The organism is Nocardia sp. NPDC004068 (genome assembly GCF_042874315.1).
GTDB lineage: Bacteria > Actinomycetota > Actinomycetes > Mycobacteriales > Mycobacteriaceae > Nocardia.
Window position 1 is genome coordinate 1 of sequence record NZ_JBIAMW010000009.1, and the last position, 23,879, is coordinate 23,879.

The following is a 23,879-nucleotide window of genomic DNA, read 5'->3' on the forward strand; positions in this document are numbered from 1 at the left end:
CCACCGACCAGGAGGAAACCACCCCAGCACTGACCGCCTGACCGAACAGGATCACGCGGCAATCACCCCGTTACACCACCCGTTTGGACTTGACCCCGCAAAAACTCGGGGATAACCGCACGAGAGCTTGCCAAGCGAGAGGGCTGGCACGAGTCGAAAGCATCCCGTATCGAGCACGGGCATTCCAACCCATCCCCTGGAGATATCAAGGCTTACTGCAAGCATTGCAGCGCATATGATCAGCTGAATGACCTGCTTGCGACGCTGCACAATATCGATAACGCCTATATGGAATACCGTCGGATGCTGAGTTCCGGTGTCGCCCGCGGGCAACAGCTATATGCAAGGCTCGAAGCTTCCGCCACGCTCATACGGAACTACGATCCGCAGATCATCCCCGGGCTTCTCCAAACCTCGGATTACGCCCGCGCGATACTCCGTGAGGTAATCGACTTCTATGAGCTTCCGGACGATTTGGACCGTGGTGCAATCAAACGCATGGACAGGCAGCGCGTTCTTTATGAGCGCGAACACCGGTTCCATTACATCATCAGCGAGAAATCTCTTTACACGACGGTTGGCGGGCCGGACGTCATGATCGGGCAACTGGATAGATTATATTCCATCATCGGGATGCCTCGGTTGACGTTCGGAATAGTTCCGATGTCTGCGCACGCCAAAGTCGTCGTGGAAAACTTTGTGATGTTCGATGACAAGTTGGTGAGAGTGGAAGGGCACACAGCCGAGTTGGCGATTACTCAGCCGAGAGAAATCGCGCTGTACGGCCGGGCCTTCGATGTCCTCGCCGGTCAGTCCGTGACCGGAGATGCCGCCCGAACACTCATCCGCCGAGCTTTGCAAGCCAGGGCCGCGACCTGAGCCCCCCCCCCCCGAAGGCTGACACACATTCTGTCCGAGCGGAGATAACCACGTTCGGTGACTTCCGCCCCTGACCCAAGTCCCCCCACCCGACGACCTTCGTCCCGATGTCGAGCCACGCCCCACTCGCAAGACTGGACGTGCGATCAACAGAACTCGGCCCCCGGAAGGACACGTCGTGACAGCAGCCACCCCGACCACCGCGCACCCGGCCGACGCCTACGAGAACCTCGAACCGTGGTTCGACAAGCTGGCCGCGCTCGACCCCGCCGATCCGGAACGCCCGATCCTGCGCGAGCACATCATCGAGACCGCGCTCCCGCTGGCCGACCATATCGCGCAACGGTATTCGGGCCGCGGCGAACAGGTCGACGATCTGCGGCAGGTCGCGCGGATCGGGCTGGTGCTCGCCGTCGACCGGTTCGAGGTCGGGCGCGGCACGAGCTTCCTGTCCTTCGCGGTGCCCACGATCATGGGCGAGGTGCGGCGGCACTTCCGCGACCACGTGTGGGCCGTGCGGGTGCCACGCCCGGTCAAGGAGGCGCAGACCCGCTTGGCCGCGGCCGTCGAACGGCTCATGCAGCGGCTCGAGCGACAGCCCACCCCGCGCGAGATCGCCGCCGAACTCGCCCTCGACGTGGACACCACCGTGCTCGCCCTGATGGCCAACAACGCCTTTCGCACCGACTCCATCGACCAGATTCCCCTCGACGACGAGCGCGGCTCGACCCTGAGCGACCGGCTCGGCCGCGAGGAGGGCTGCTACCGGCTCATCGAACGCTCCTCGGTGGCCCGCCCGCTCATCGCCCGGCTGCCCGCCGCGGACCGGGAACTGCTGTGCTGGCGCTACTTCGAGTCGCTGTCGCAGAGCCAGATCGCCGAGCGGCTGGGCTGCTCGCAGATGCAGGTCTCGCGACTGCTGACCCGCGTCCTCGAGCGGCTGCGCGAACAGGCCGATCTCACCCCCGCCGGACTGCCGAAAGCTGCCAGCTGAAAGTAAACATTTGTAAAGTGCCGGAGAACCACCCGTTTCGGAAGGTTCACCGGCGCCCCGGCACCCCGCTCCCCGAGCGGGGCTTTCCGGCGTCGGCGCAGGTCGAATCGGCACCGCGCGTCCCGCACAGCCCGACTGTGGTGAACGTGAGGTTTCTCCGCCCTCACAGCTCACCCCCGCGCCGGGAGCGTTGTGAGAGAGGGGTTTTGCGCTGCTCGGGGGCGTCCTTACTGTCGAGACCGACAGCATGGTGGCACTCTCGTCTGGGGGCGTTGTGGTTAGTTCTCCATCCCGTGGTTCGGCGCCCTCCGATCCCTCCGCCGGGGACGCGTTGCTGCGTCTGGGCCGCTACTTCGCGCGCGGCGAGGTGTCGGAGGATCTGCGCACGGTGCACCGGGTCGGCGGCCGCTCGGCCGACGACTTCTATCGCGAACGCTGGGCGCACGACAAGGTGGTGCGCTCGACCCACGGCGTCAACTGCACCGGCTCGTGTTCGTGGAAGATCTACGTCTCCGACGGCGTGATCACCTGGGAGTCGCAGCAGACCGACTACCCGTCGGTGGGCGCGGACAAGCCCGAGTACGAACCGCGCGGCTGCCCGCGCGGGGCGTCGTTCTCCTGGTACACGTATTCGCCCGCGCGCGTGCGCTATCCGTACGTGCGCGGCGTCCTGCTCGAGCTGTACCGCGAGGCCAAGACGCGGCTGAAGGATCCGGTGCTGGCGTGGGAGTCGATCGTCGAGGACCCCGAACTCGCCGCCCGCTACAAATCCGCCCGCGGCAAGGGCGGTTTCGTGCGCGCCGAGTGGTGGGAGGCCGCCGAGATCGCCGCCGCCGCGCACGTGCACACCATCAAGCGCTACGGCCCGGACCGGATCGCGGGCTTCTCCCCCATCCCGGCCATGTCGATGGTCTCGCACGCGGTCGGCGCGCGGTTCATCTCGCTGCTCGGCGGGTCGATGCTGTCGTTCTACGACTGGTACGCCGATCTGCCGGTGGCCTCGCCGCAGGTGTTCGGCGACCAGACCGACGTGCCGGAGTCCGCGGACTGGTTCGACGCGGGCTACCTGATCATGTGGGGCTCCAACGTTCCCGTCACCCGCACGCCCGACGCGCACTACATGACCGAGGCCCGCTACCGCGGCCAGAAGGTCGTCGTGGTCTCCCCCGACTACGCCGACAACACCAAATTCGCCGACGAGTGGGTGGCCGCGCGGCCCGGCACCGACGCCGCGCTGGCCATGGCGATGGGCCACGTGATCCTGCGCGAGTTCTTCGTCGAACGCGACACCCCGCGCTTCACCGACTACGTCAAGCGCTACACCGATCTGCCGTTCCTGGTCGAATTGGACGAGCGCGCGGGCGGATTCGACGCCGACGGCGAGTACGTCGCGCACACCTACGTTCCCGGCAAGTTCCTCACCGCCGCCGACCTCGGCCACGACGGCGAGGGCGTGGAGTTCCAGCCCGTGCTGCTGGACTCGTCGGGAAATCCCGTGGCGCCCAACGGTTCTCTCGGCCACCGCTTCACCGAGTCCGGGGCGGGCCGCTGGAATCTCGACCTCGGGGACACCGATCCCCTGCTGAGCCTGCACGGTCGCGCCGACGACGCCGCGCCCGTGCAGTTCCCCCGCTTCGACGGGCCGGAGGCGGGCGTGCTCACCCGCGGCGTGCCGACCACCGTCATCGCGGGCAAGCGCGTGACCACCGTCTTCGATCTACTGCTCGCCCAGTACGGCGTGTCCCGGCCCGGCCTGCCCGGCAACTGGCCCACCGGCTACGACGACCCCACCGAGCCCTACACCCCGGCGTGGCAGCAGGAGATCACCGGCGTGCCCGCCGGGCAGGCCGAACGCGTCGGCCGCGAATTCGCCGACAACGCCGAACGCACCGGCGGCCGGTCGATGATCCTCATGGGCGCGGGCACCAACCACTGGTTCCACTCCGACCAGATCTACCGCGCCTTCTTCACCCTCACCCTGCTCACCGGTAGCCAGGGCGTCAACGGCGGCGGCTGGGCGCACTACGTCGGCCAGGAGAAGTGCCGTCCCGTAACGGGTTGGTCCACACTGGCTTTCGGCCTGGACTGGCAGCGGCCGCCGCGGCAGATGCAGGGCACCGTGTTCTGGTATCTGGCCAACGACCAGTGGCGCTACGATCCGTTCACCTCCGAGGCGTTCGCCTCGCCGCTGGGCGCGGGCGCGTTCGCGGGCCGCGCCGCCGCCGACAATATCGCCCTGGCCACCCGGCTGGGCTGGATGCCGTCGTATCCGACCTTCGACCGCAACCCCCTCGATCTCGCCGACGAGGCCGAGGCCGCCGGGCGGACCGCCGCCGAACACGTTGTGGCGCAACTGAAATCGGGTGATCTCCGATTCGCCTGCGAGGATCCCGACGCACCGGAGAACTTCCCCCGCGTGCTGACGGTCTGGCGGGCGAATCTGCTCGGCTCCTCCGGCAAGGGCAACGAGTACTTCCATCGGCACCTGCTCGGCGCGGATTCGAACCTGCAAACCGGGGAGGCCACCGGGGTGCGCCCGCAGGAACTGGAATGGCGGGAGACCGCGGCCACCGGCAAGCTGGATCTGCTGCTGTCGCTGGACTTCCGGATGACCAGCACCACCCTGTTCTCCGATATCGTGCTGCCCGCCGCGACCTGGTACGAGAAGTACGACCTGTCCTCCACCGACATGCACCCGTTCGTGCACGCCTTCACCCCCGCGATCTCCCCGCCGTGGGAGGCCCGGACCGACTTCGAGGCGTTCCACCGCATCGCCCGCGGCTTCTCCTGGCTCGCGGAGAAACATCTGGGCAAGCGCTCCGACATCGTCGCGGTGCCGTTGCAGCACGACAGCCCCGACGCCCTCGCCCAGGCGGGCGGGCGCGTGCGGGACTGGAAGAAGGGCGAATGCGAGCCCATCCCCGGCAAGACCATGCCGAAACTCGTTGTGGTCGAACGCGATTACCCGCACATCGCGGAGAAGATGGCCGCGCTCGGCCCGCTCGTGGAAACCCTCGGCCTGACCACCAAGGGCGTCACCACGCTGCCCGACGCGGAGGTCGAGTACCTGAAGGGCGTCAACGGCGCGATCGTCTCCGGCGTCGCGCGGGGCCGCCCGTCGCTGGCCAAGGACACCCACGCCGCCGAGGCCATCCTCGCGCTGTCGGGCACCACCAACGGCCGCCTCGCGGTGGCGGGCTTCCACGCGCTCGAGCGGCGCACCGGGACCGAGCTCGCGGATCTGGCCGCGGAACACGAGGGCAAGCGAATCACCTTCGCCGACACCCAGGCCCGGCCCGTCCCCGTCATCACCTCACCCGAGTGGTCGGGCAGCGAGACCGGCGGGCGGCGCTACTCCCCGTTCACCATCAATGTCGAGCGCGCCAAGCCCTGGCACACCCTCACCGGCCGCCAGCACTTCTACCTCGACCACGACTGGATGATCGAACTCGGCGAGCAGCTGCCGGTGTACCGGCCGCCGCTGGACATGTCGGCGCTGTTCGCCGAGCCCGGCATCGGCGCGGTCGGCGCGAACGGGGTGACGGTGCGGTATCTGACCCCGCATTCCAAGTGGTCCATCCACTCCGCCTACCAGGACAACCTGCACATGCTCACGCTCTCGCGCGGCGGGCAGGCGATCTGGATGTCGGAGGTCGACGCCGCCAAGATCGGTGTGCGCGACAACGATTGGATCGAGGCGGTCAACCGCAACGGCATCGTCGTGGCGCGGGCCATCGTCTCGCACCGGATGCCCGAGGGCACGGTGTTCATGTACCACGCCCAGGACCGCGCGGTGAACGTGCCGCGCATCGAGGGCACCCCGGAGACCAACGGCGCCAAGGGCAAACGCGGCGGCATCCACAACGCGCTCACCCGCATCATGATCAAACCGTCGCACCTGGTCGGCGGCTACGCCCAGCAGTCGTTCGCCCTGAACTATCACGGCCCCACCGGAAATCAGCGCGACGAGGTCACCACGATCCGTAAGCGCTCGCAGGAAGTGGAGTACTGACATGCGTGTCATGGCGCAGCTTGCCATGGTGATGAACCTGGACAAGTGCATCGGCTGCCACACCTGTAGCGTCACCTGCAAACAGGCGTGGACCAACCGCTCGGGCACCGAGTACGTGTGGTTCAACAATGTGGAAACCCGTCCGGGACAGGGGTATCCGCGCCGCTACGAGGATCAGGAGAAGTGGAAGGGCGGCTGGACGCTGGACCGCCGGGGCCGCCTCACGCTGAAGTCCGGTTCCCGGATGAAGCGGCTGCTCAACCTCTTCGCCAATCCCGACCTGCCCACCATCGGTGACTACTACGACCCGTGGAGCTACGACTACGACACGCTGCTGTCCGCCCCGCGGATGGACACCACCCCGGTGGCGCGGCCCAAATCGCTGATCACCGGGGAGGACACCCAGGTCACCTGGGGCGCGAACTGGGACGACTCGCTGGGCTCGGGCCCGGAGCAGGTGGGCCGGGATCCGTTGCTGGCCAAGCTGTCCGACCAGGTGAAGCTCGAGTTCGAGCAGACGTTCATGTTCTACCTGCCGCGCATCTGCGAGCACTGCCTCAACCCGTCGTGCGCGGCGTCGTGTCCGTCGGGGGCGATCTACAAGCGGTCCGAGGACGGCATCGTGCTGGTCGACCAGGACGCCTGCCGCGGCTGGCGGCAGTGCGTCACCGGCTGCCCGTACAAGAAGATCTACTTCAACCACAAGACGGGCAAGGCCGAGAAGTGCACCTTCTGCTACCCACGGGTGGAGGTCGGCATCCCGACGGTGTGCTCGGAGACGTGCGTGGGGCGGCTGCGCTACATCGGGGTCATGCTCTACGACGCCGACAAGGTGCTCGAGGCGGCGTCGGTCACCGACGACACCGAGCTGTACCCGGCGCAGCTGGGGGTGTTCCTCAATCCGCACGATCCGCGCGTGATCGCCGAGGCCGAGCGGTCCGGCATCTCCCCGGAATGGATTGCCGCCGCGCAGGATTCGCCGGTGTACAAGCTCATCGTCGACTATCAGATCGCGCTGCCGCTGCATCCGGAGTACCGGACCATGCCGATGGTGTGGTACGTGCCCCCGCTGTCGCCGATGGTGGACGTGCTGTCGCAGACCGGGCACGACGGCGAGAACGCGAACAACCTGTTCGGGGCGATCGACGCGCTGCGCATCCCGGTGGAGTACCTCGCCGAACTGTTCACCGCCGGTGATCCCGGCCCGGTGCGCGCCGCGCTGCAACGGCTGGCCGGGATGCGCTCGTTCATGCGCTCGATCAACCTCGGCCAGGAACCGGACCTGACCATTCCGGAGTCGGTGCGGCTCGAGCCCGAGGAGATCGAGGCCATGTACCGGCTGCTCGCCATCGCCAAGTACGAGCACCGGTACGTGATCCCCACCGGCGCGACATCCCGTGCGCACGAACTGGATTCGCTGGCCACCGGGTGCAGCCTCGACGTCGACGGCGGGCCGGGGATGACCGCCTTCGACGTCATGGCCGAGAAGTTCCACCTCACCGACACGAACAACGCCGCGCCGCAGGAGAAGTCGAGCCGGATCAACCTGCTGGACTGGGACGGTAAACGCACCGACGGGCTCATGCCGACCGGCGACACGAACGGCAACGGGACCACGGCGAACGGAAACGGCCACGCGCCCGCCGACGCCCCGGCGGCCGTTCCCGGCGGAGAGCCGCGATGAACCTGCTGAAACCGCGCCGCCGCCCCGAACCGGTGGTGCCCATGCCCGACCGCGAACGGCGACTGGTCTGGCGCATCGCCGCGCTGCTGCTGGACTACCCGGGCGCGAAGACCCTCGGCCTGCTCGACGAATTGTCCGGCGCGACAGCGGAATTGCCCGAACCGGTGCGCCGGGAACTGGAACCGGTGCTGGCCTGGCTGCGCGACACCACCCCGATCGCGGCGGCCCAGCACTACGTCGAGACCTTCGACATGCGCCGCCGCGCCAGCCTGCACCTGACCTTCTACGCCTACGGCGACACCCGCAAACGCGGGATGGCGCTGTTGCGGTTCAAACAGACCTACCGGCAGGCCGGGGTCGAACTCGGCGATCACGAACTGCCCGACCATCTCGCGGTGCTGCTGGAGTTCGCCGCGACCGTCGATCCGATCGGCGGGGAACGGCTGCTCGGCGAGCACGTACCGGTGCTGGAGCTGTTGCGATTGTCGTTGTCCGACAGCGGTTCCCCGTACGCGGGGATCCTCGCGGCGGTGACCGCGACGCTGCCGCCGATCACCACCGCGGATCGCCGCCGCATCGCCGAACTGGCCGCGCAGGGCCCACCCGAGGAAGAGGTGGGCCTCGAGCCCTTCGCGATGGACCCGCTCACCCTCACCGGATCGGAATCCCGCCGATGACCACCACCCTGTGGACGACCCTGCCCTACATCGCGTTCACCTCGTTCGTGCTGGGCCACCTGTGGCGCTACCGCAACGACCAGTTCGGCTGGACCACCCGCTCCTCGCAGATCCACGAATCGCGGCTGCTGCGGCTGGGCAGTCCGCTGTTCCACTTCGGCATGCTCGGCGTGGTCGGCGGGCACGTGCTCGGCGTGCTGATCCCCGAGTCGTGGACCGCGGCGGTCGGGATCTCGGAGCGGTCCTACCACGTGCTCGCGGTCTCCGCGGGGTCGGTCGCGGGCGCGGCGGTGCTCGCCGGAATCGGCATCCTGCTGTACCGGCGCTGGACGGTTCCGGCCGTGCGCCGGGCGACCACCACCAACGACAAGGTGATGTACGCCCTGCTGGCGGGCGCGCTGCTGACCGGCGTGCTCAATACCGTCGGCAGCAATCTGCTGTGGGGGCGGCACAACTACCGCGAGACCGTATCCCCTTGGTTCCGAAGCCTTTTCACCGCTCACCCCGAGCCGGACCTCATGGTGGGCACGCCGTGGACGTTCCAGGCGCACGCGCTGATCGTGCTCGCCCTGATCGCCTTCTGGCCCTACACCCGGCTGGTGCACATGTTCAGCGCGCCGGTGGGGTATCTGGTGCGGCCGTACGTCGTGTATCGGAGCAAGGAGCTCGCCGCGCCGGACAAGCGGCGGTACGCGCGGGCGTGGGATTCGCCCGCGACTCCTCCATCGCGGTGAATTCGGGGCGTGGATTTCAGCTCACCGAAATTGCAGTTCCCCTTTATCACTAGAAGGCCGGTCGGTATCGACCGGCCTTTTCCTTTCATCCGGTATCTAATGGCCGGAAAGCTTTTCAATACGGAAGTGACCGGGTATTCTCGGCTGTGAACGGTTCAGCGACACGTGCCGTCGAAAAGGGGACATCCTTCTTCACCCGACCATGCTCTGTGATCGATGATTGGTGAAGCCGTGAATTTACGACCCACGTCCGTGCTCGATGCCGCCTTCCTTTTCGGCGACACCCCACAACATCCGATGCACGTTGCCACATTGCAATTGTTCGAACCGCCGCCGGACGCGAAAGACGATTATTTCCGAAAGCTTTTCGCGACCCTTTCCGTGCGCACCGACGCGACGCCGACATTTCTGCGGCACCCGGTCGCGCTGCCCGGGATCTCGCCGCTGCTGTGGACCCGGGACGAGAATCTGGACCTGTTCCGCCACCTCGTACACATCGCCCTGCCCGCCCCGGGCGGACAGGCCCAGCTGCTGGAGGTCGTCGACCGGCTGCACGGGCAGCCACTGGACCGGAATCTGCCGCTGTGGCAGGTATTCCTGATCGAGGGGCTGGCCGACGGGCGGTTCGCGGTGTACTGCAAATGGCATCACGCGCTGCTCGACGGCGCGGCCGCGCAGCGGCTGTTCGCGCGCACCCTCGACGCCGCGCCGACGAGCGCGCCACCCCGCGCGTTCTGGCAGCTCCCGCCCGCCAACGGGCATCGGCCCGAGCCGAATTCGCGGTCCGCGTCGCGACAGCTGCGGACGCTGCTCGACGCGGGCCGCAAGGTCGTGCTGGACCGGGCGCTCACCGTGCCGTTCGAGGCGCCGCGCTCCCCCTTCAACGTCCCCATCGGCACCGCACGGCGCTGCGCGGTGCTGTCCCTGCCGCGCGGGCGGATCGAGGCCGTGCGGCGGCGGACCGCGACCACCGCCAACGACGTCATCCTCACCGTCGTCGCCGGGGCGTTGCGCGGCTATCTCGATGAACGGCACCAATTGCCTGCTCGCCCTCTGGTTTCCATGGTGCCGATGACGCTGCGCTCGGCCGACGACCACAGCGGGGGCAACAAGGTCGGCGCGACCCTGTGCGCCCTGGGCACCGATATCGCCGATCCGCGGCGGCGGCTGGCGGCGATCAGCCGGTCCATGGCCGACAGCAAGAGCGTCTTCGCCGCACTGCCCACCCCGGGCGGTGTCGCGCTGTCGGGGCTCATGCTCAGCCCGCTGCTGATCGCGCTGCTCGCCGGGCGGCTGGCCACCCTGCTCCCGGCGTGCAATGTGGTGATCTCGAAAGTGCCCGGCACGCACGTGCCGCGCTATTGGGGCGACGCGCGGCTCGACGCGCTGTATCCGTTGTCGATCCCCCTGACCGGCCTGGCGCTCAACATCACGTTCACCACCACGAACGACCGGATCGATTTCGGCCTCGTGGCCTGTCCGACGGCCGTGCCCGAACTCGATCGGCTGCTCGAATTGTTCGAGGAATCCCTGGCCGAATTGGAGAAAGCGGCCGTCTGAATTCATTTCGGAAGGTGCCCGATGAGCACGAATCCCACGGCCTTGCCCGTGCATATCGCGACGCGGTTCGACATCGGTGAACCGCGCTGGCCCCGAACCCATTGGCGCGGCGACGTTTCCATTCGGGCGTCCGACGGGGAACTGCTGCTCGCCGATATCGGATTGCCCGCCGACGAACGGGGGGTGGTCGACGTGCCGGTCCCGGCGGTGGTCTGTTTCACCCCCTACAACAAAACGCTGATCCGGGCGTTCGGTTCGCGTCCCGCGCGAAACGCGCTGCGCGCCTGGGCGACCGCGACGGCGACCGGGCCACGCGGCGGGGTGGGCTTCCTGGATCTGATCGGCGGGATCGGTCGCGGCGCGCTGGACACGATCACCACCAACGACACCCTGGTGTCGCGCGGCTACGCCATCGTGCTGGTGGATGTGCGCGGCACGGGGTCCTCCACCGGGACGTGGGACTTCCACGGCGAACACGAACAACGCGACTACACCGACGTGCTGGCGTGGGTGCGCGCACAGCCCTGGTGCGACGGGCGGATCGCGGTGAGCGGCATCTCCTATCACGCCCAGGCCGCCCTGCTCGCCGCCGCGCGGCAACCCCCCGGGCTCGCGGCGGTGTTCGCGATCGAACCCTCGACCGATCCGACCCGCGAGATCGGGCTCAGCGGCGGGGTGCCCTCGCCGTTCATCCTCGCCTGGTCGGCGTCGATCAATCTCGCCAAACTGGTGCCGTCGCCGTCGGTGCTGCGGCGGCCCCGGCTGCTGGCCCGGCTGGTGCGCGACCGGCTCGCGCACCCGATCCCCTGGTTCGGCCTGATGCTGGCGGTCCTGGCCTCCGACCGCCACCCGCACAGCTATCTGAATGCCATGTGGGCGCGAAATGTGCCCGATGTCACCGCGATTCGCGTTCCCACCTTTCTCGTCGGCGCCTGGCACGACATCTACAGCGGTTCGGTGTGGCACATCTACGAGCGGCTGCCGCAGCCCCCGGGGGCGAAGCAGCTGCTCATCGGGCAGGGCTATCACCTGTCGCCGGTGCCCGAACTCGGCGGCCTCGCCGCGCCGCCCGCCCTCGACGAACTCCAGTGCGCGTGGTTCGACCGCTGGATCCGCGGCATCGACAACGGCATCGATCGCTACGGTCCGATCACGCTGCGCAGTCAGGGCGACGGCTGGGTGCGCCGCCGGGTCTTCCCCGATCCGGACGCCGGACGCCGGAAATTCCATCTCACCGCCGATGCCAGCGGCTCGGCCGGGCACGCGCACTTCGACGGCACGCTCGCCGCGCGGCCCCCGGACAGCGCGCGGCGGATCGAACTCGACGCGCACTCGCTCCCGGCCTCGGACAACGCCGCCCGCGCGACCGTGGGCCTGGCGACCCTGCTGGGCCGCGACTTCGGTCGTGACGAGCGGCGCGCCGAGCGGGCGGCGGCCACCTTCACCTCCCCGCCCCTCCGCGCCGACCTCACCCTCAGCGGCCCGGTCGCCCTGCACCTGTACGTCGAGGCGGGCTCCCGGGACGCGTTCTGGGCGGCCACCCTGAGCGATGTCGCCCCGGACGGCCGCTCGGTCGCTCTGTCCTCCGGCGCGCTGCGGTCCTCCATGCGCCGCCTCTCCCCCGACACCCCGCGCTACCCCGACGGCGATCCCGTCGAACCCGTCCACCCGCTCACCGCCGAGTCGGAGATCCCGGCCGAACCGCACCGCCCGCATTCGGTCGACATCGACCTGCACGCCACCGAGGCCCTCGTCCGGGCCGGGCACCGGCTGCGAATCTCGGTCACCCGCAACAGCTTTCCCCGCTATCTGCTCACCCCGTCCATCCGCCGCAACATCACCACCCAGGCGATCCTGCTCGACCCGGCCCACCCCGGCCATCTCACCGTGCGGGTCCTCCCCGCGGACCCGCCGACCGATCAGGAGGACGCATGACACGACGGACGACGGAACTCGACGACGTCACCGACATGCTCGTCGCGAGCGCGGCGACCCTGTCGATGGACATCGATGCCCTGGACTGGGAGCACGGCTTCGAACCCGGCAGGTACTTCCTGCCCGAGCACCGGCTCGCCCTGTACGGCACCGCCCTGTGGGACCGGCTCGACCGCGCGCAGCGAATCGCGTTCAGCGCGTACCAGTGCATCGACTGCGGCGCCTGCGCGCACGCCTGCCCGGTCGACGCGATCCGGCCGAGCGAGCGGCTGAGCCCTGAGCAGCAACCGTTCCGCATCACGAGCGCCGCGTATTTCCAGCGACACCCCGCCCACCGCGCGCGGCCCGTGAAACCTCCCGCGCCGCAACCGGTTCCCCTGGGCAGGCGCACCCTGGAGGTGGCGATAGTCGGGGCCGGTCCCGCCGGGATGTACGCCGCCGAGGAACTGCTCCGGCACCGCCGCGTTCGCGTCGTCGTCTTCGACCGCTCCCCCGAACCCGGCGGACTGGTGCGGTACGGTGTCGCGCCGGACCAGCGGGGCGTCAAGCGACTGCTGGACGAATTCGCCGCGGTGACCGCCGATCCGCGGGTGCGGCTGCGACTCGGGGTCGAGATCGGCCGCGACCTCGATCCGGCCGCGCTGCGCCGCCGCTTCCCCGCCGTCGTCCTCGCCACCGGCGCGGCGGGCGGCCGCACCCTCGACCTCCCCGGCGCGCGCCTGCCCGGGAACCTGACCGCCCACGACCTGGCCGCCTGGGCCAACGGCGCCCCGACCCACCACCACGTCGACCTGTCGCATCCGCGCGCCGTGATCATCGGCAACGGCAATGTCGCACTCGACGCCGCCCGACTGCTCCTGACCCACCCGGACGAACTAGACCCGACACGCGTCCCACCCGCCGTCCGGAACACGCTGGCGCACAGCGCCGTTCGCGAGGTCGTGGTGATCGGCCGCCGCGGCCCCGGCGAGGCGACGTTCACCGCCCCGGCGATCCGCGCCCTGACCCGACACCAACGAATCCGCAACGGCGGCCTGCGCTTCCGCTTCCACACCGCCCCCGCGACGATCCTGGGCACGAATCACGTTGCGGCACTGACGGTCACACCCACCCGCGACAGACCGACACCCGCCCCTGACCTCATCGAGACCGGTCTGGTGATCCACGCCGTCGGCGCGATCGCCCACGCGGCCGGACGCGTGCTCGCCCCCGACGGCCACCCCCGAACCGGCCTCTACATAACCGGATGGGCGGCCCGAGGCCCCCGCGGCAAGATCGGCACGAACCGCCCGCACGCCCAGGCGACCGTGCACGCGCTGCTCGACGATTTCGCCGCGGGTCGGTTGGGATGAGGGATTCCGTCGCGGCGCTCGCCCGGGTGCTGGCGGCACCCCACGAACCCTCGGAGTACGCGCGGTTGTTCGCCCCGGCCCGGGGCGCGGACCCGGTCGGCGCACGGGTACGGGCGGTGCGCCGGTGCGGGCCGGATGTCACCCGGCTGTGGCTCGAGGCGGACCGGCGGTGGCGCGGGCATCGCGCGGGCCAGTGGACGACGATCGGGATCGATGTCGACGGGGTGCGGCACCGGCGGCCGTTCTCGATATCGTCGGCGCCCCGGCTGGATCGGCTGCTCGAGGTGACCGTGCGGGCGGTCCCCGGCGGCGTGGTCTCGCCGAAACTGGTGTACGACACCGGCATCGGGGCCGTCGTGGAATTGACTCAGGCCGCCGGGGACTTCGTCGTGCCGGGACCGCGACGGCCGCTGCTGTTCATCACCGCGGGCAGCGGCGTCACGCCGGTGATGTCTATGCTGCGCGAACTGGCCACGGGGCCGCGCGCGGCCGCGACGGTGACGATGATCCATTCCGCGCGCCGGGCCGAGGAGGCGATCTTCGGACCCGAGCTGCGGACGCTGGCCGAGACGGTGCCGTGGTTCCGGTACATCGAGCGGAATACGCTGCGCGGCAACCGTTTCCGACCGGCGGAGCTGGACTCGCTGTGCCCGGACTGGCGGCGGCGCTCGGCCTACGCCTGCGGACCGAGCGGCCTGCTCGACGCGTGCGCCGACCACTGGGCGGCCGCCGATCTCGCCGACCGACTCGCGCTCGAACGCTTCGCTCTCCCCCCGCCCGCCGCCACCGAGGGCGGCACCGTGCGATTCCTGGTCAGCGCCAAGGAGTTTCGCGCGTCCGGTGGCCTCTCGTTGCTGGAGGCGAGGGAACGCGCCGGGATCGCCCCGCCGAGCGGATGCCGGATGGGCATCTGTTTCGCCTGCGCCGCGCGGCTGCGCGCGGGCCGGGTGCGGGATCTGCGGACGGGCCGGGTGCAGCACGGCGAGGGCCAGCCGATCCGGACCTGCACCACCACCGCCGCGGGCGACGTCGCCCTCGACCTGTAGGAGGATCGATGACCGAGCCGGACCTCGCGGCGGAGCTGGACGAACTCCGGCGCCGGATTCTCGACGACCTCGGCGCCGCCGACGCGCGCTACATCCGCACCGTGATCCGCACCCAGCGCACCCTCGAACTCGCCGGTCGCGCCGTCCTTTTCGGCTCGTTGTTCCCCCCGGCGTGGCTCGCGGGGGTCACCTGCCTGTCGCTGTCGAAGATCCTGGACAACTGGGAGATCGGCCACAATGTCCTGCACGGCCAATGGGATTGGCTGCGCGATCCCCGGATCCACTCCGCCGCCTGGGAGTGGGACATGTACATGCCCGCCGCGCAGTGGAAGGACAGCCACGTCCACCATCACCTCTACACCAATGTCGTGGACCGCGATCGCGACCTCGGTTTCGGCTATCTGCGGATCTCCCCCGAGCAGCCCTGGCACCCCCTCAACCTGGCGCAGCCGCTCTACGCGATCGGCCTGGCGGTGTGCTTCGACGCGATGCTCCTGCCCTACGACGCCGAACTCGAGCGAGTTCTCACCGGGCGCAAGGACATTCGCGAGATCGACGGCAAGCTCCGCGCGGGCGCGCGCAAGACGCTCACCCTCGCGACCAAGGAGTACCTGCTGTTCCCGCTGCTGACCGGGCCCTGCGCCGCGACGACGCTCACCGCGAACCTCGCCAGCGAACTGGTGCGCAACCTGTGGTCCGCCGCGATCGTGCTGTGCGGGCATCTGCCCGCCGGAATCGCCACCTTCCCCGAGCGATGTCTCGCGAACGAGAGCCGCGGCGACTGGTACGCCCGGCAACTGCGCGGTTCGGCCGACATCTCCGGCGGCCGGATCCTGCATGTCCTCTCCGGTCACCTGTCCTTCCAGATCGAGCACCACCTGTTCCCGGACCTGCCGAGCAACCGCTACCCGGAGATCGCGCCCGAGGTGCGGCGGATCTGCGCGCGGCACGGGCTGCCCTACCACCGCGGTCGCCTGGTCCCGCAACTGCTGACCGTGGTCGGAAAGATCCTGCGCTACTCGCTGCCCGCGCGAATCAGCAACGCCGCCTCCGTTTCCCGCAGCGCGGCGGCCAGCATTCCCGGGAAGCGGTTCAGGTCCGGGACCGTGGTGCGGCAGGCGACCATGCCGAAGTCGATGTGATCGTCGGCGATGGTGAGGGTGACGTTGAGGGCCTGGCCGTCGAAGGGGATCGAGAGGGGGTAGCTGGCGGTGAGGCGGGCGCCGTTGAGGTGCATGGGGCCGCGCGGGACGGGCATGCTCGAGACGACGATGTTGAACGGCGGGGTGATCCGCGCCAGCGGGCGCGGCAGGAAGGCCAGGGCCAGCGGGCTCACCAGCGCGGCGGTGAGCGCCATGGCGGCGGTGGCGGACAGCTCGCGGTAGATCTGCTTGTTGCGGCCCATCGCGGCCTTGATCCGGTCCAGGCGCAGGGCGGGATCGGCGGTGTCGGTGCCGAGCGGGCACAGCACCGCCGCGACCTTGACGCCGCCGGAGCTGCGCGCCTCCGTCCCGCTGCGCAGCGACACCGGCACCATCGCCACCAGTGACCGATCCGGAAGGGCGTTGCGGCACAGCAGGTATCGGCGCAGCGCCCCGCCCGTCACGGCCAGCACCACGTCGTTGATCGAGGCGTCGGCGGCGTCCGCGATCGCGGTGATCCGGTTCAGGTCGCAGGAGTACAGCTCGCAGCGGCGGTCGCCGCCCGCGGCCACGTTGAACAGGGTGGCGGGGGTTTCCCAGGGCCGCACCAGCGCCGCGTCGGTGATCACGGTCCGCGCCGCGCGGGCGAGCCGGGCCAGCGCGGTGCCCACCCCCGGCGATCCGGTGCGTCCCGCCGCCGCCCGTCGCGGGCGGGGCGGCTCGGCGTGCCACGGCCCGTACGCGACGGGCACGGGCTCGTGGTCGAGTCCGCGATGCAGCGCGTGCTGTCCCGCGACGCCGTCGGTGACCGCGTGGTGAATGCGCACGAACAACGCCAACTCGCCCCCGCGCAGCCCCTCGATCACATTGACGTCCCACAGCGGGCGGTCGGCGGGCAGGCGGCGGCTGTACAACCACGACACCAGGTCCAGCAGCTGTTCGGTGCCGCCGGGCCGCGCCGGAGCCCAGCGGGCGAGGTGCCGGGCGAGGTCCACCTCCCGGTCCCAGTGCCACAGCGGCATCGCGACGCCGCCGACCGACCGCGGACGTTTACGGAAGGTGCGATCGAACCGATTGTCCGACAACAGCTTTCGATACGTGTCGAGGCCGAAATCCGGGCCCGCGCCGGGCGGCGGCTCGAACAGCTGGATCGCGCCCACATGCATCGGGCGGTGGGGAGCCTCCCCGATCAGGAACAGGGCCTCGAGCGGAGATACCAGGTCGACCATGACGCGCGCCTCCGGAACGGGAGCGCCCGGCGAAGACCACGCTGTCCGGGAACGGGCGGTCGAAAAATGCTCTGAGCCAACAGATTACAACAGCCCCGTGGAAAACGGGCCGGTTTCACACCCGCTGATAGGCGCGCGTGACCGTACGATGCAACAGATCGTGCAACCACAGCGTGGTCGAGCCGTCGTCGGACCCCACCTGGTCGGACAGGCCCGATTCGAAACCCTCGTTGACCATGGTGTGCACCTCGTCGATCGGCACCCCGAGGCGCGCGCAGCGCAGGGCCGCGTCCTCGAGCCAGCGCAGCGTGAGCACCCCGGCGTCCTCGGCCGCGCCGACCACCGTGAGGGCCAGGCGGAACCCGGAGGCCATCGTGGCGATCGCCGGATCGGCCGCTGTGCCGACACTGTGTCCGTCCAGTTCCGAACGGCATCCATCAATGCTCACCTGTACCACCTCCCGCGAGGATTCCCCCGGCACTGACGGTACGGGTTACTGATCGGTAGCCCAACAAGGATTCAACGTTCTGTGAGCTGTAATAGAGCCCGGAGGACGCGTTTTCGCCACCCTCCCAGATTTGGCCGGGATTGCTGTGTATACGCGTCACGTCATTGTTACGGTGACACTCTGTACCGGTAATTTCCGCGGGGGGACTGGAAGAGGGAGTGTGCCGAGTGGCCGAATCCGCGCGACCCGTCGACGTACCCCCGACCCTGGCCGGACACCACGTGACCTCGCCCCTGCGGGACGTGCGCACCCTGTCGCGGAAGATGGTGGGGCACTTCCTCGACACCGTGGTGGCCTGCCGGACGATGCCCACCGACGCCATCAGCGGTGACTTCACCGCCACCACCCGGCTGTGCCTGGAACTGGCCGTGGCCATGTTCGACGGCGCGGACACCGGCGAGCAGATCGCCCGGCTCGAGGACGCCGCCGCCGGGTGGGCCCGGGAGGGCATCCCGCTGGGCGTGATCCACCACGCGGTGCACGAGGGATTCCGGCTCGGCGTCGATCTGGTCCAGGCGCATCTCACCGCCGCCGATCTCGAGGACATCAAGCTCGCCTCCCGGCGGCAGATCGACGTGCTCGAGATCATCACCGCCACCATCTCCGACGCCTATGTCCGCGAATTGCGCGCCGCCGCGGGCGAACACCACCACGCCGCGCACACCCTCATCACCGCGCTGCTGTCCGGGCACTCCACCTCGACCATGGCCCGCGAGTGCGGGATCGATATCGCGCCCTCGTATCACGTTGTGGCACTGGCGCTTCCGCCGCATCCCGACGAACACGACCCGACCCTGGACGGCCGGGTGGTGGCGCGGCGCAAGCTGCGCCGGGTGCAGGCGGCGCTCGCGGCCCGCTGCGGCGAGGCGGTGCTGTCGCTGTTGAGCGTGGACGGCGGAACGATTCTCGTGCCCACCACGAGCGTCGCGGACGCGGAACTGGACGAGTTCGTCGAGGCCCTGTCCGCGGCGGCCGGGGTGGCTGTCACCGCGACGGTCGTGGGCGCCGCACCCGAGGGTGTCCCCGAGGCCGCCAACCAGGCCCATCAGCTGCTCGACACCGTCCAGCATCTGCGCACCCGGCCCGGTCTGCACCGGCTCGACGATCTGGCGGTGGAGTATCAGATCACCCGGCCGGGACCGGGTCGCGAGGTGCTCGGCGCGCTGCTCGCGCCGCTGGACGCCCACCCCGAACTGTTGCAGACCCTGACCCGGCATCTGGCCAACAATCTCAACCGCCGGCTCACCGCGCGGGATCTGCACGTGCACGCGAACACCGTGGACTATCGCCTCAAGCGCATCGCCCAGCTCACCGGTTTCGATCCGAGCACCCCGGGCGGGCTGTGGTATCTGCGGTCGGCGATCGTGGCCCGCACCTACACCACCAACCGGGCGCGCGACGCCCGGGGCCGGGGCACTGTGCGCGGACCGAATCGGGGCGCGAAATCCTCGTGACTCGTCCCAGGATCGGCGAACCCGCCACGCGCGCAAGCGCATTCGCCGGTACTGTGACGGGAGGTAGGACGTCTGGGTGCATTGGCGTCCTACCTCCCCAATCCTCTTGTGGCCCAGCGTATCCCGTCAGTCGTCGCCGACGGTGATCGCCGCGGCCTCGGTGGCGCTGTGCGGCGCGGGTTCGTGGTCGTCGACGTGGGCCAGGGCCGAGCGTCCGGCCAGCAGCACCAGCACGCCGATCCCGGTGCAGGCCGCGCCGACCCAGAACGGCAACGCCATCCGGTGCTCACCGAGTTTGCCCGCCAGATAGGGCGCGGCCGCGCCGCCGACGAACCGCACGAAGCTGTAGGCGGCCGAGGCGGTCGAGCGCTCCACCGGCGCCGAGATCATGACGGCCTCGGTGATCAGCGTGTTGTTCACGCCCAGGAACAGCCCCGCGAGCACGGTGCCCACGATGAGCACGGGCCGGTGATCGGCCCAGATCGCCATGACGGCCAGGTCCGCGGCGAACAACGCCAGCGCGGTCGCGATCATCGGCACGGTGCCGAAGGCCGCCTGCAACCGCGGCGCGAACACCACCGACGCCAGCGCCAGCAGCAGACCCCAGCCGAAGAAGATGACGCCGATGGCGTAGGTGCCCATGTCCAGCGGGAACGGCGTGTAGGCCAGCAGCGTGAAGAACCCGTAGTTGTACAGCAGCGCGGTGACGCTCACCAGCAGCAGGCCGGGGAAGCGCAACGCCTTGAACGGCGCGGTGATCGAGGTCCGTTGCGCGGGCGGCGGCGTGTCCGGCAGCAGCACCACGATCGCGACGAACGCGACGGCCATCAGCACCGACACGCCGAAAAACGGTGCGCGCCAGCTGAATCCGCCGAGGAAGCCGCCGACCAGCGGCCCGGCCGCGATGCCGATCCCCAGCGCGGCCTCGTAGAGGATGATCGAGCGGGCGACGCCGCCGGTGGCCGCGCCCACGATGGTGGCCAGGGCGGTCGCGATGAACAGCGCGTTGCCCAGCCCCCAGCCCGCGCGGAAGCCGACGATCTGTCCGACCGTGCCGGAACTCCCCGCCAGCGCGGCGAAGGCCACGATGATCGCCAGTCCGGCCAGCAGCGTCCGCTTGGCGCCGAACCGGCTCGAGATCACGCCGGTGATGAGCATGGCGACGCCGGTGACCACCATGTAGCTGGTGAACAGCAGCGTCACCTGGGACGGTGAGGCGTGCAGCTGCTCGCCGATCGGTTTCAAAATGGGATCGACCAAGCCGATGCCCATGAAGGCGATGACCGAGGCGAAGGCCACCGCCCACACGGCCTTGGGTTGCTTGGTGCGTGTCGGCGCGTCGGTCTCGACGCGGGTGAGGGTGCTGGTCACAACGCTAACGCTCCTGTTCTTCGAATTCGGTTGCGGCGGTGGACACGAGGGCCGCGTGCAGGGCCCGCAGCTCGTCGCTCAGGCGAGCCAGCCGCTCGTGGTCGAACCCCGGGGACCGGGCGGCCAGAGCGGTGCCGATCGCGCGGCGGGACGCCGCCAGACGGGCGCGTCCCGCCGCGGTCGGCTCGACGACCACGGCTCTGGAGTCGCCGGGAACGGTGGCGCGGGCGACCAGTCCGGCCGCGACGAGGCGGCCGATCAGCGTCGTCGCCGTCGGCTGCGAACACCCGTCGATCCGGGCGAAGTCGCCGACCCGCATCGGGCCGTGCTCGTCGAGCACCGACAGCGCGCGCACCATCGCGCGCGGAAGCCCGTCACCACCGAAGCCGCTGGCCAGCCGGGACAGCCGCGCCACGATGACGGCGATATCCACCAACCGCCCCTCGACCGTCGCGCTCTCCTCGATCCGGCTCATCGACATGTTTTTAGTTTACATTTGCTAACTATCTATGTACATAGGCTAACTATCTCGGGACGCGTGAGGTCGCTCACCCATTCGTCCGACGAGCGGACTCTCTCGGGTGCCTGATCAGCGGGTGAGGGCCTGCTCGAACAGCGGCCACGAATCGTGCAGGTCCTGTTGCCAGTAACCCCACGAGTGGGTGCCGGTGGGACGCAGGTTGAAGGTGGCGGGGACGGCGAGGGCGGCGAGGCGGGTGCGCAGGGCCTGGGCGCACTGGTTGGTGATGGCCTCGATGACCAGGCCGGTGGTGATCTGGCTGAACAGCTTCTGCCCGTTGCCGTTGACGCCGGGGCCGTCGAGGGTGTCGAGCGGGCCGGGCAGGCCGGTGCCCGCGGAGACGTAGATCGCGGTGCCGCGCAACCGATCCGCGTGCAGGTAGGCGTCGTTGGCGGCCCAGGCCGGATCGCCCGGCGGGCCCCACATGTTGACCGAGTTGCCCGCGTAGCGCCCCACGACCGCGGTCACCATCGCCTCGCCCTGCGGGCTGCTGGTCTGCACGCACCCGCTGTAGGAGCCGAGCGCGCGATACAGACCCGGTGCGGCCAAGGCCAATTGGAACACCGAGGTGCCCGCCATCGAGATCCCCGCGATCGCGTTCGCGCCCGTGCCGTGGAAGGCCGAGTCGATGATGGGCGGCAGTTCCCGGGTCAGGAACGTCGTCCAGCGCTGCCGACCCAGCACCGGATCGTCGGCGCGCCAATCGGTGAAGTAGCTGCCGCGCCCGCCCATCGGGATGACGACGGTGACCTGCTTGTCGGCGAAGAAGTCCGCCACATCGGTCTGCTCGTTCCAGCTGCTCGCCTCGGTGCCGCCATTGGCCCCGTTGAGCAGGTACAGCACCGGCGCGGGCCGCGAATCATCCACGGGCAGCAGCACTTTCACGGTGATCACGGCGTCCATGGCGGCGGAGTGGATCGCCAGATCCACCGTCCGGCCCTGCCGCTCGCCGACCCCGACCAGGCGCGAACCGTCCGGCGATGCGGCCGCCGCGGCCATGATCTCACCGGGTTCGGCCACCGCGGCGGGCGCGACGACCAGCGCCACGGCCAGCGCGATCACCGCGGCGGACAGCCCGATTCGCGTGCGGGCGGCGTGCGCGTCCAACCGTCTCCTCCCTCGGGCCTGCGGATCGTGTGGTCACGGTAGGAGCGAATACCGCTGAGCGACAAGGCCGTCGAATCGACATTGGTCTTTCGACCGCCTGACGACCGACGCCGTTGGCACTAATCACAAGGTTGTCCGCCGAGGCTGGCCGACCCGGTGGTAACTGCCGTTAACTCCCAAGGGCGTGGTCGGTGATACCTACCGAAACACGCATCGGCGAACCCGTCGCCACCGAGGCGTGAATAGAGGGACCCGTGGTCAATTTCGGCTTCTTCGACGATTGGCATCCGCAACCGGGCCGGATCACCAGCTGGTCGGTGTCCGAGGCCGCCCGCGCGGCGATGGCGGCCGCGCCGCCGTATCCGACCCCGCCCTGCTACCAGCAGGAGGAATACCTCCGGGCCGCGCACCGGCAGGCGGGCACGCGAGCGCGCACCTCGCGGGTCACCATGATCTCCTTCGATATGCCGGGCGAGCCGGACGTGCCCGCGATGACCCGCGCGCTCACCGCGTTCGTGCGCCGCCACGACACCTTCGGCAGCCGGTTCGAGGTCCTGCCCGACGACCGCGTCGTCCGGCACGCGCTGCCGCCCGAGCGGATCGACCTCGTCGCCACCGACCACGGCGACTTCGCCGACGCCGCCGCGATTCGCGCGTTCGTGCAGGCGAATACGCCCGACGCGCGGCACTGGGACTGCTTCGGCTTCGGGGTGATCCGGCACGAGGGCTCGTTCACCGTGTACGCCGCGATCGACCATCTGCACACCGACGGCGTCGGCCAGGCGATCACCTGCGTCGATCTGCTCATGCTCTACGGCAGCGAACTCGGCGGCACGCCCGCCCCGCTCGCGGCGGTCGAGGGCCATCTCGGCTACTGCGACCGCGAACGCGCCCACAACGAGGCCCTCACCGAGGACTCCCCCGAGGTGCGCGCGTGGGTGGATCTGTTGCGCCGCAACGGCGGTGACATGCCGTCGTTCCCGCTGTATCTCGGCACCGCGGGCGGTTCGGCCTACACCCGCGGCGCCCAGATCACGCTGCCGCTGTTCGACGAGCCGGACGCGCAACGGTTCGAAGAGGTCTGCGAGGCCCGGGGCGGGCGGTTCGTCGGCGGCCTGTTCGCCGCCCTCGCGCTGACCGAACTCGAATTGACCGGCGCCGATTGGTATTTCGTGCTCACCCCCGTCAACACCCGCACCACGGCGGGCGAGGCGAATTCGATCGGCTGGTACACCAACCTGGTGCCGGTGGCGATCGAGGCGGGCACGGACAACCGCTTCACCGGCCTGGTCGCCGCCGCGCAGCGCGCCGCCGATTCGGCCCGGGAACTCGGCGGGGTGTCCCCGCACCGGGTGGTCGAACTCGCCGCGCAACGCCACGGCGTCCGGACCCGGCCGGGCTGGGCCGCGATGATGATGTCCTACATCGATCTGCGCAAATTCCCCGGCGTCGAGATGTTCGACCGGATCAACGGCGGCATGTTCGCCAACGACGACTCGCCCGGCGAGGTGTACGTGTGGGTGAACCGCTTCCCCGACGTCACCAAGCTCAGCCTGTTGTTCCCGGACACCCCCGAGGCCCGTCAGGCCGTGGACCAGTACATCAAGACGCTGCTGTCGATCGTGGGCGCGGTCGCGCACGACGGGGACTACACCGTCGGTGTCGCCGTCTGACC

17 protein-coding genes and 2 pseudogenes are annotated in these 23,879 nt (G+C 69.6%); 14 read left to right on the forward strand and 5 right to left on the reverse strand.

The window, feature by feature from the left end; translation table 11 throughout:
• Positions 1-108: 108 nt before the first annotated feature.
• The 12 genes and pseudogenes from ACFYTQ_RS22765 to ACFYTQ_RS22820 form a co-directional block, all read left to right on the forward strand.
• Positions 109-222: pseudogene (locus ACFYTQ_RS22765) on the forward strand (helix-turn-helix domain-containing protein); the annotation flags it as partial.
• A gap of 81 nt (positions 223-303) precedes the next feature.
• A complete protein-coding gene (locus ACFYTQ_RS22770; protein ID WP_387364299.1) occupies positions 304-879 on the forward strand; it encodes a DUF5753 domain-containing protein in 576 nt (191 codons plus the stop codon).
• 178 nt (positions 880-1,057) lie between these two features.
• Entirely contained in the window at positions 1,058-1,873 is an 816-nt protein-coding gene (locus ACFYTQ_RS22775; protein WP_387364302.1) for a SigB/SigF/SigG family RNA polymerase sigma factor, read from the forward strand.
• 247 nt (positions 1,874-2,120) lie between these two features.
• Entirely contained in the window at positions 2,121-5,885 is a 3,765-nt protein-coding gene (locus ACFYTQ_RS22780) for a nitrate reductase subunit alpha (protein WP_387364305.1), read from the forward strand.
• A gap of 10 nt (positions 5,886-5,895) precedes the next feature.
• The gene (gene narH / locus ACFYTQ_RS22785) at positions 5,896-7,569 is read left to right on the forward strand and encodes a nitrate reductase subunit beta (protein ID WP_387365398.1); all 1,674 of its coding nucleotides are present in this window, start codon (positions 5,896-5,898) and stop codon (positions 7,567-7,569) included.
• Entirely contained in the window at positions 7,566-8,246 is a 681-nt protein-coding gene (narJ, locus tag ACFYTQ_RS22790; RefSeq protein ID WP_387364307.1) for a nitrate reductase molybdenum cofactor assembly chaperone, read from the forward strand. The genes narH and narJ overlap by 4 nt, the downstream gene beginning before the upstream one ends.
• Complete coding sequence (narI, locus tag ACFYTQ_RS22795; protein ID WP_387364310.1) at positions 8,243-8,980, forward strand: respiratory nitrate reductase subunit gamma; 738 nt, start codon at positions 8,243-8,245, stop codon at positions 8,978-8,980. Before narJ ends, narI begins: the two co-directional genes overlap by 4 nt.
• Before the next feature lie 252 nt (positions 8,981-9,232).
• Entirely contained in the window at positions 9,233-10,540 is a 1,308-nt protein-coding gene (locus ACFYTQ_RS22800; protein WP_387364313.1) for a wax ester/triacylglycerol synthase family O-acyltransferase, read from the forward strand.
• Positions 10,541-10,561: 21 nt separating this feature from the next.
• Complete coding sequence (locus ACFYTQ_RS22805; RefSeq protein WP_387364316.1) at positions 10,562-12,475, forward strand: CocE/NonD family hydrolase; 1,914 nt, start codon at positions 10,562-10,564, stop codon at positions 12,473-12,475.
• The gene (locus ACFYTQ_RS22810) at positions 12,472-13,827 is read left to right on the forward strand and encodes an FAD-dependent oxidoreductase (RefSeq protein WP_387364319.1); all 1,356 of its coding nucleotides are present in this window, start codon (positions 12,472-12,474) and stop codon (positions 13,825-13,827) included. Before ACFYTQ_RS22805 ends, ACFYTQ_RS22810 begins: the two co-directional genes overlap by 4 nt.
• Positions 13,824-14,873 carry a flavin reductase family protein gene (locus ACFYTQ_RS22815; protein ID WP_387364322.1) on the forward strand — a complete coding sequence of 350 codons (1,050 nt, stop codon included), beginning with the start codon at positions 13,824-13,826 and terminating at the stop codon, positions 14,871-14,873. Before ACFYTQ_RS22810 ends, ACFYTQ_RS22815 begins: the two co-directional genes overlap by 4 nt.
• An 8-nt stretch (positions 14,874-14,881) precedes the next feature.
• Entirely contained in the window at positions 14,882-16,015 is a 1,134-nt protein-coding gene (locus ACFYTQ_RS22820; RefSeq protein ID WP_387364325.1) for a fatty acid desaturase family protein, read from the forward strand.
• Here the strand turns inward: ACFYTQ_RS22820 and ACFYTQ_RS22825 are convergent.
• Both ACFYTQ_RS22825 and ACFYTQ_RS22830 read right to left on the reverse strand, forming a co-directional pair.
• A pseudogene (locus tag ACFYTQ_RS22825) lies at positions 15,976-17,244 on the reverse strand (wax ester/triacylglycerol synthase family O-acyltransferase); the annotation flags it as partial. The gene ACFYTQ_RS22820 and the pseudogene ACFYTQ_RS22825 sit on opposite strands and share 40 nt — an antisense overlap.
• A 115-nt stretch (positions 17,245-17,359) precedes the next feature.
• A complete protein-coding gene (locus tag ACFYTQ_RS22830; RefSeq protein ID WP_387364328.1) occupies positions 17,360-17,692 on the reverse strand; it encodes a hypothetical protein in 333 nt (110 codons plus the stop codon).
• 227 nt (positions 17,693-17,919) lie between these two features.
• Here ACFYTQ_RS22830 and ACFYTQ_RS22835 point away from each other — a divergent pair, with 227 nt between their 5' ends.
• On the forward strand, positions 17,920-19,206 hold the full coding sequence (locus ACFYTQ_RS22835) for a PucR family transcriptional regulator (RefSeq protein ID WP_387364331.1): 1,287 nt from the start codon (positions 17,920-17,922) through the stop codon (positions 19,204-19,206).
• A 126-nt stretch (positions 19,207-19,332) separates the two neighbouring features.
• Here the strand turns inward: ACFYTQ_RS22835 and ACFYTQ_RS22840 are convergent, their stop codons facing one another.
• The 3 genes from ACFYTQ_RS22840 to ACFYTQ_RS22850 all read right to left on the reverse strand — a co-directional run bounded on the left by ACFYTQ_RS22840 (position 19,333) and on the right by ACFYTQ_RS22850 (position 22,204).
• Entirely contained in the window at positions 19,333-20,577 is a 1,245-nt protein-coding gene (locus ACFYTQ_RS22840; RefSeq protein WP_387364334.1) for an MFS transporter, read from the reverse strand.
• Positions 20,578-20,581: 4 nt separating this feature from the next.
• A complete protein-coding gene (locus ACFYTQ_RS22845; protein WP_387364337.1) occupies positions 20,582-21,058 on the reverse strand; it encodes a MarR family winged helix-turn-helix transcriptional regulator in 477 nt (158 codons plus the stop codon).
• A gap of 108 nt (positions 21,059-21,166) precedes the next feature.
• Entirely contained in the window at positions 21,167-22,204 is a 1,038-nt protein-coding gene (locus ACFYTQ_RS22850; RefSeq protein ID WP_387364340.1) for an alpha/beta hydrolase, read from the reverse strand.
• A gap of 254 nt (positions 22,205-22,458) precedes the next feature.
• Between ACFYTQ_RS22850 and ACFYTQ_RS22855 the strand changes: the two genes are divergently transcribed.
• Positions 22,459-23,877 (forward strand): condensation domain-containing protein, encoded by a 1,419-nt coding sequence (locus ACFYTQ_RS22855; protein WP_387364343.1) that lies wholly within the window; start codon positions 22,459-22,461, stop codon positions 23,875-23,877.
• The last annotated feature ends 2 nt before the right edge of the window (positions 23,878-23,879 follow it).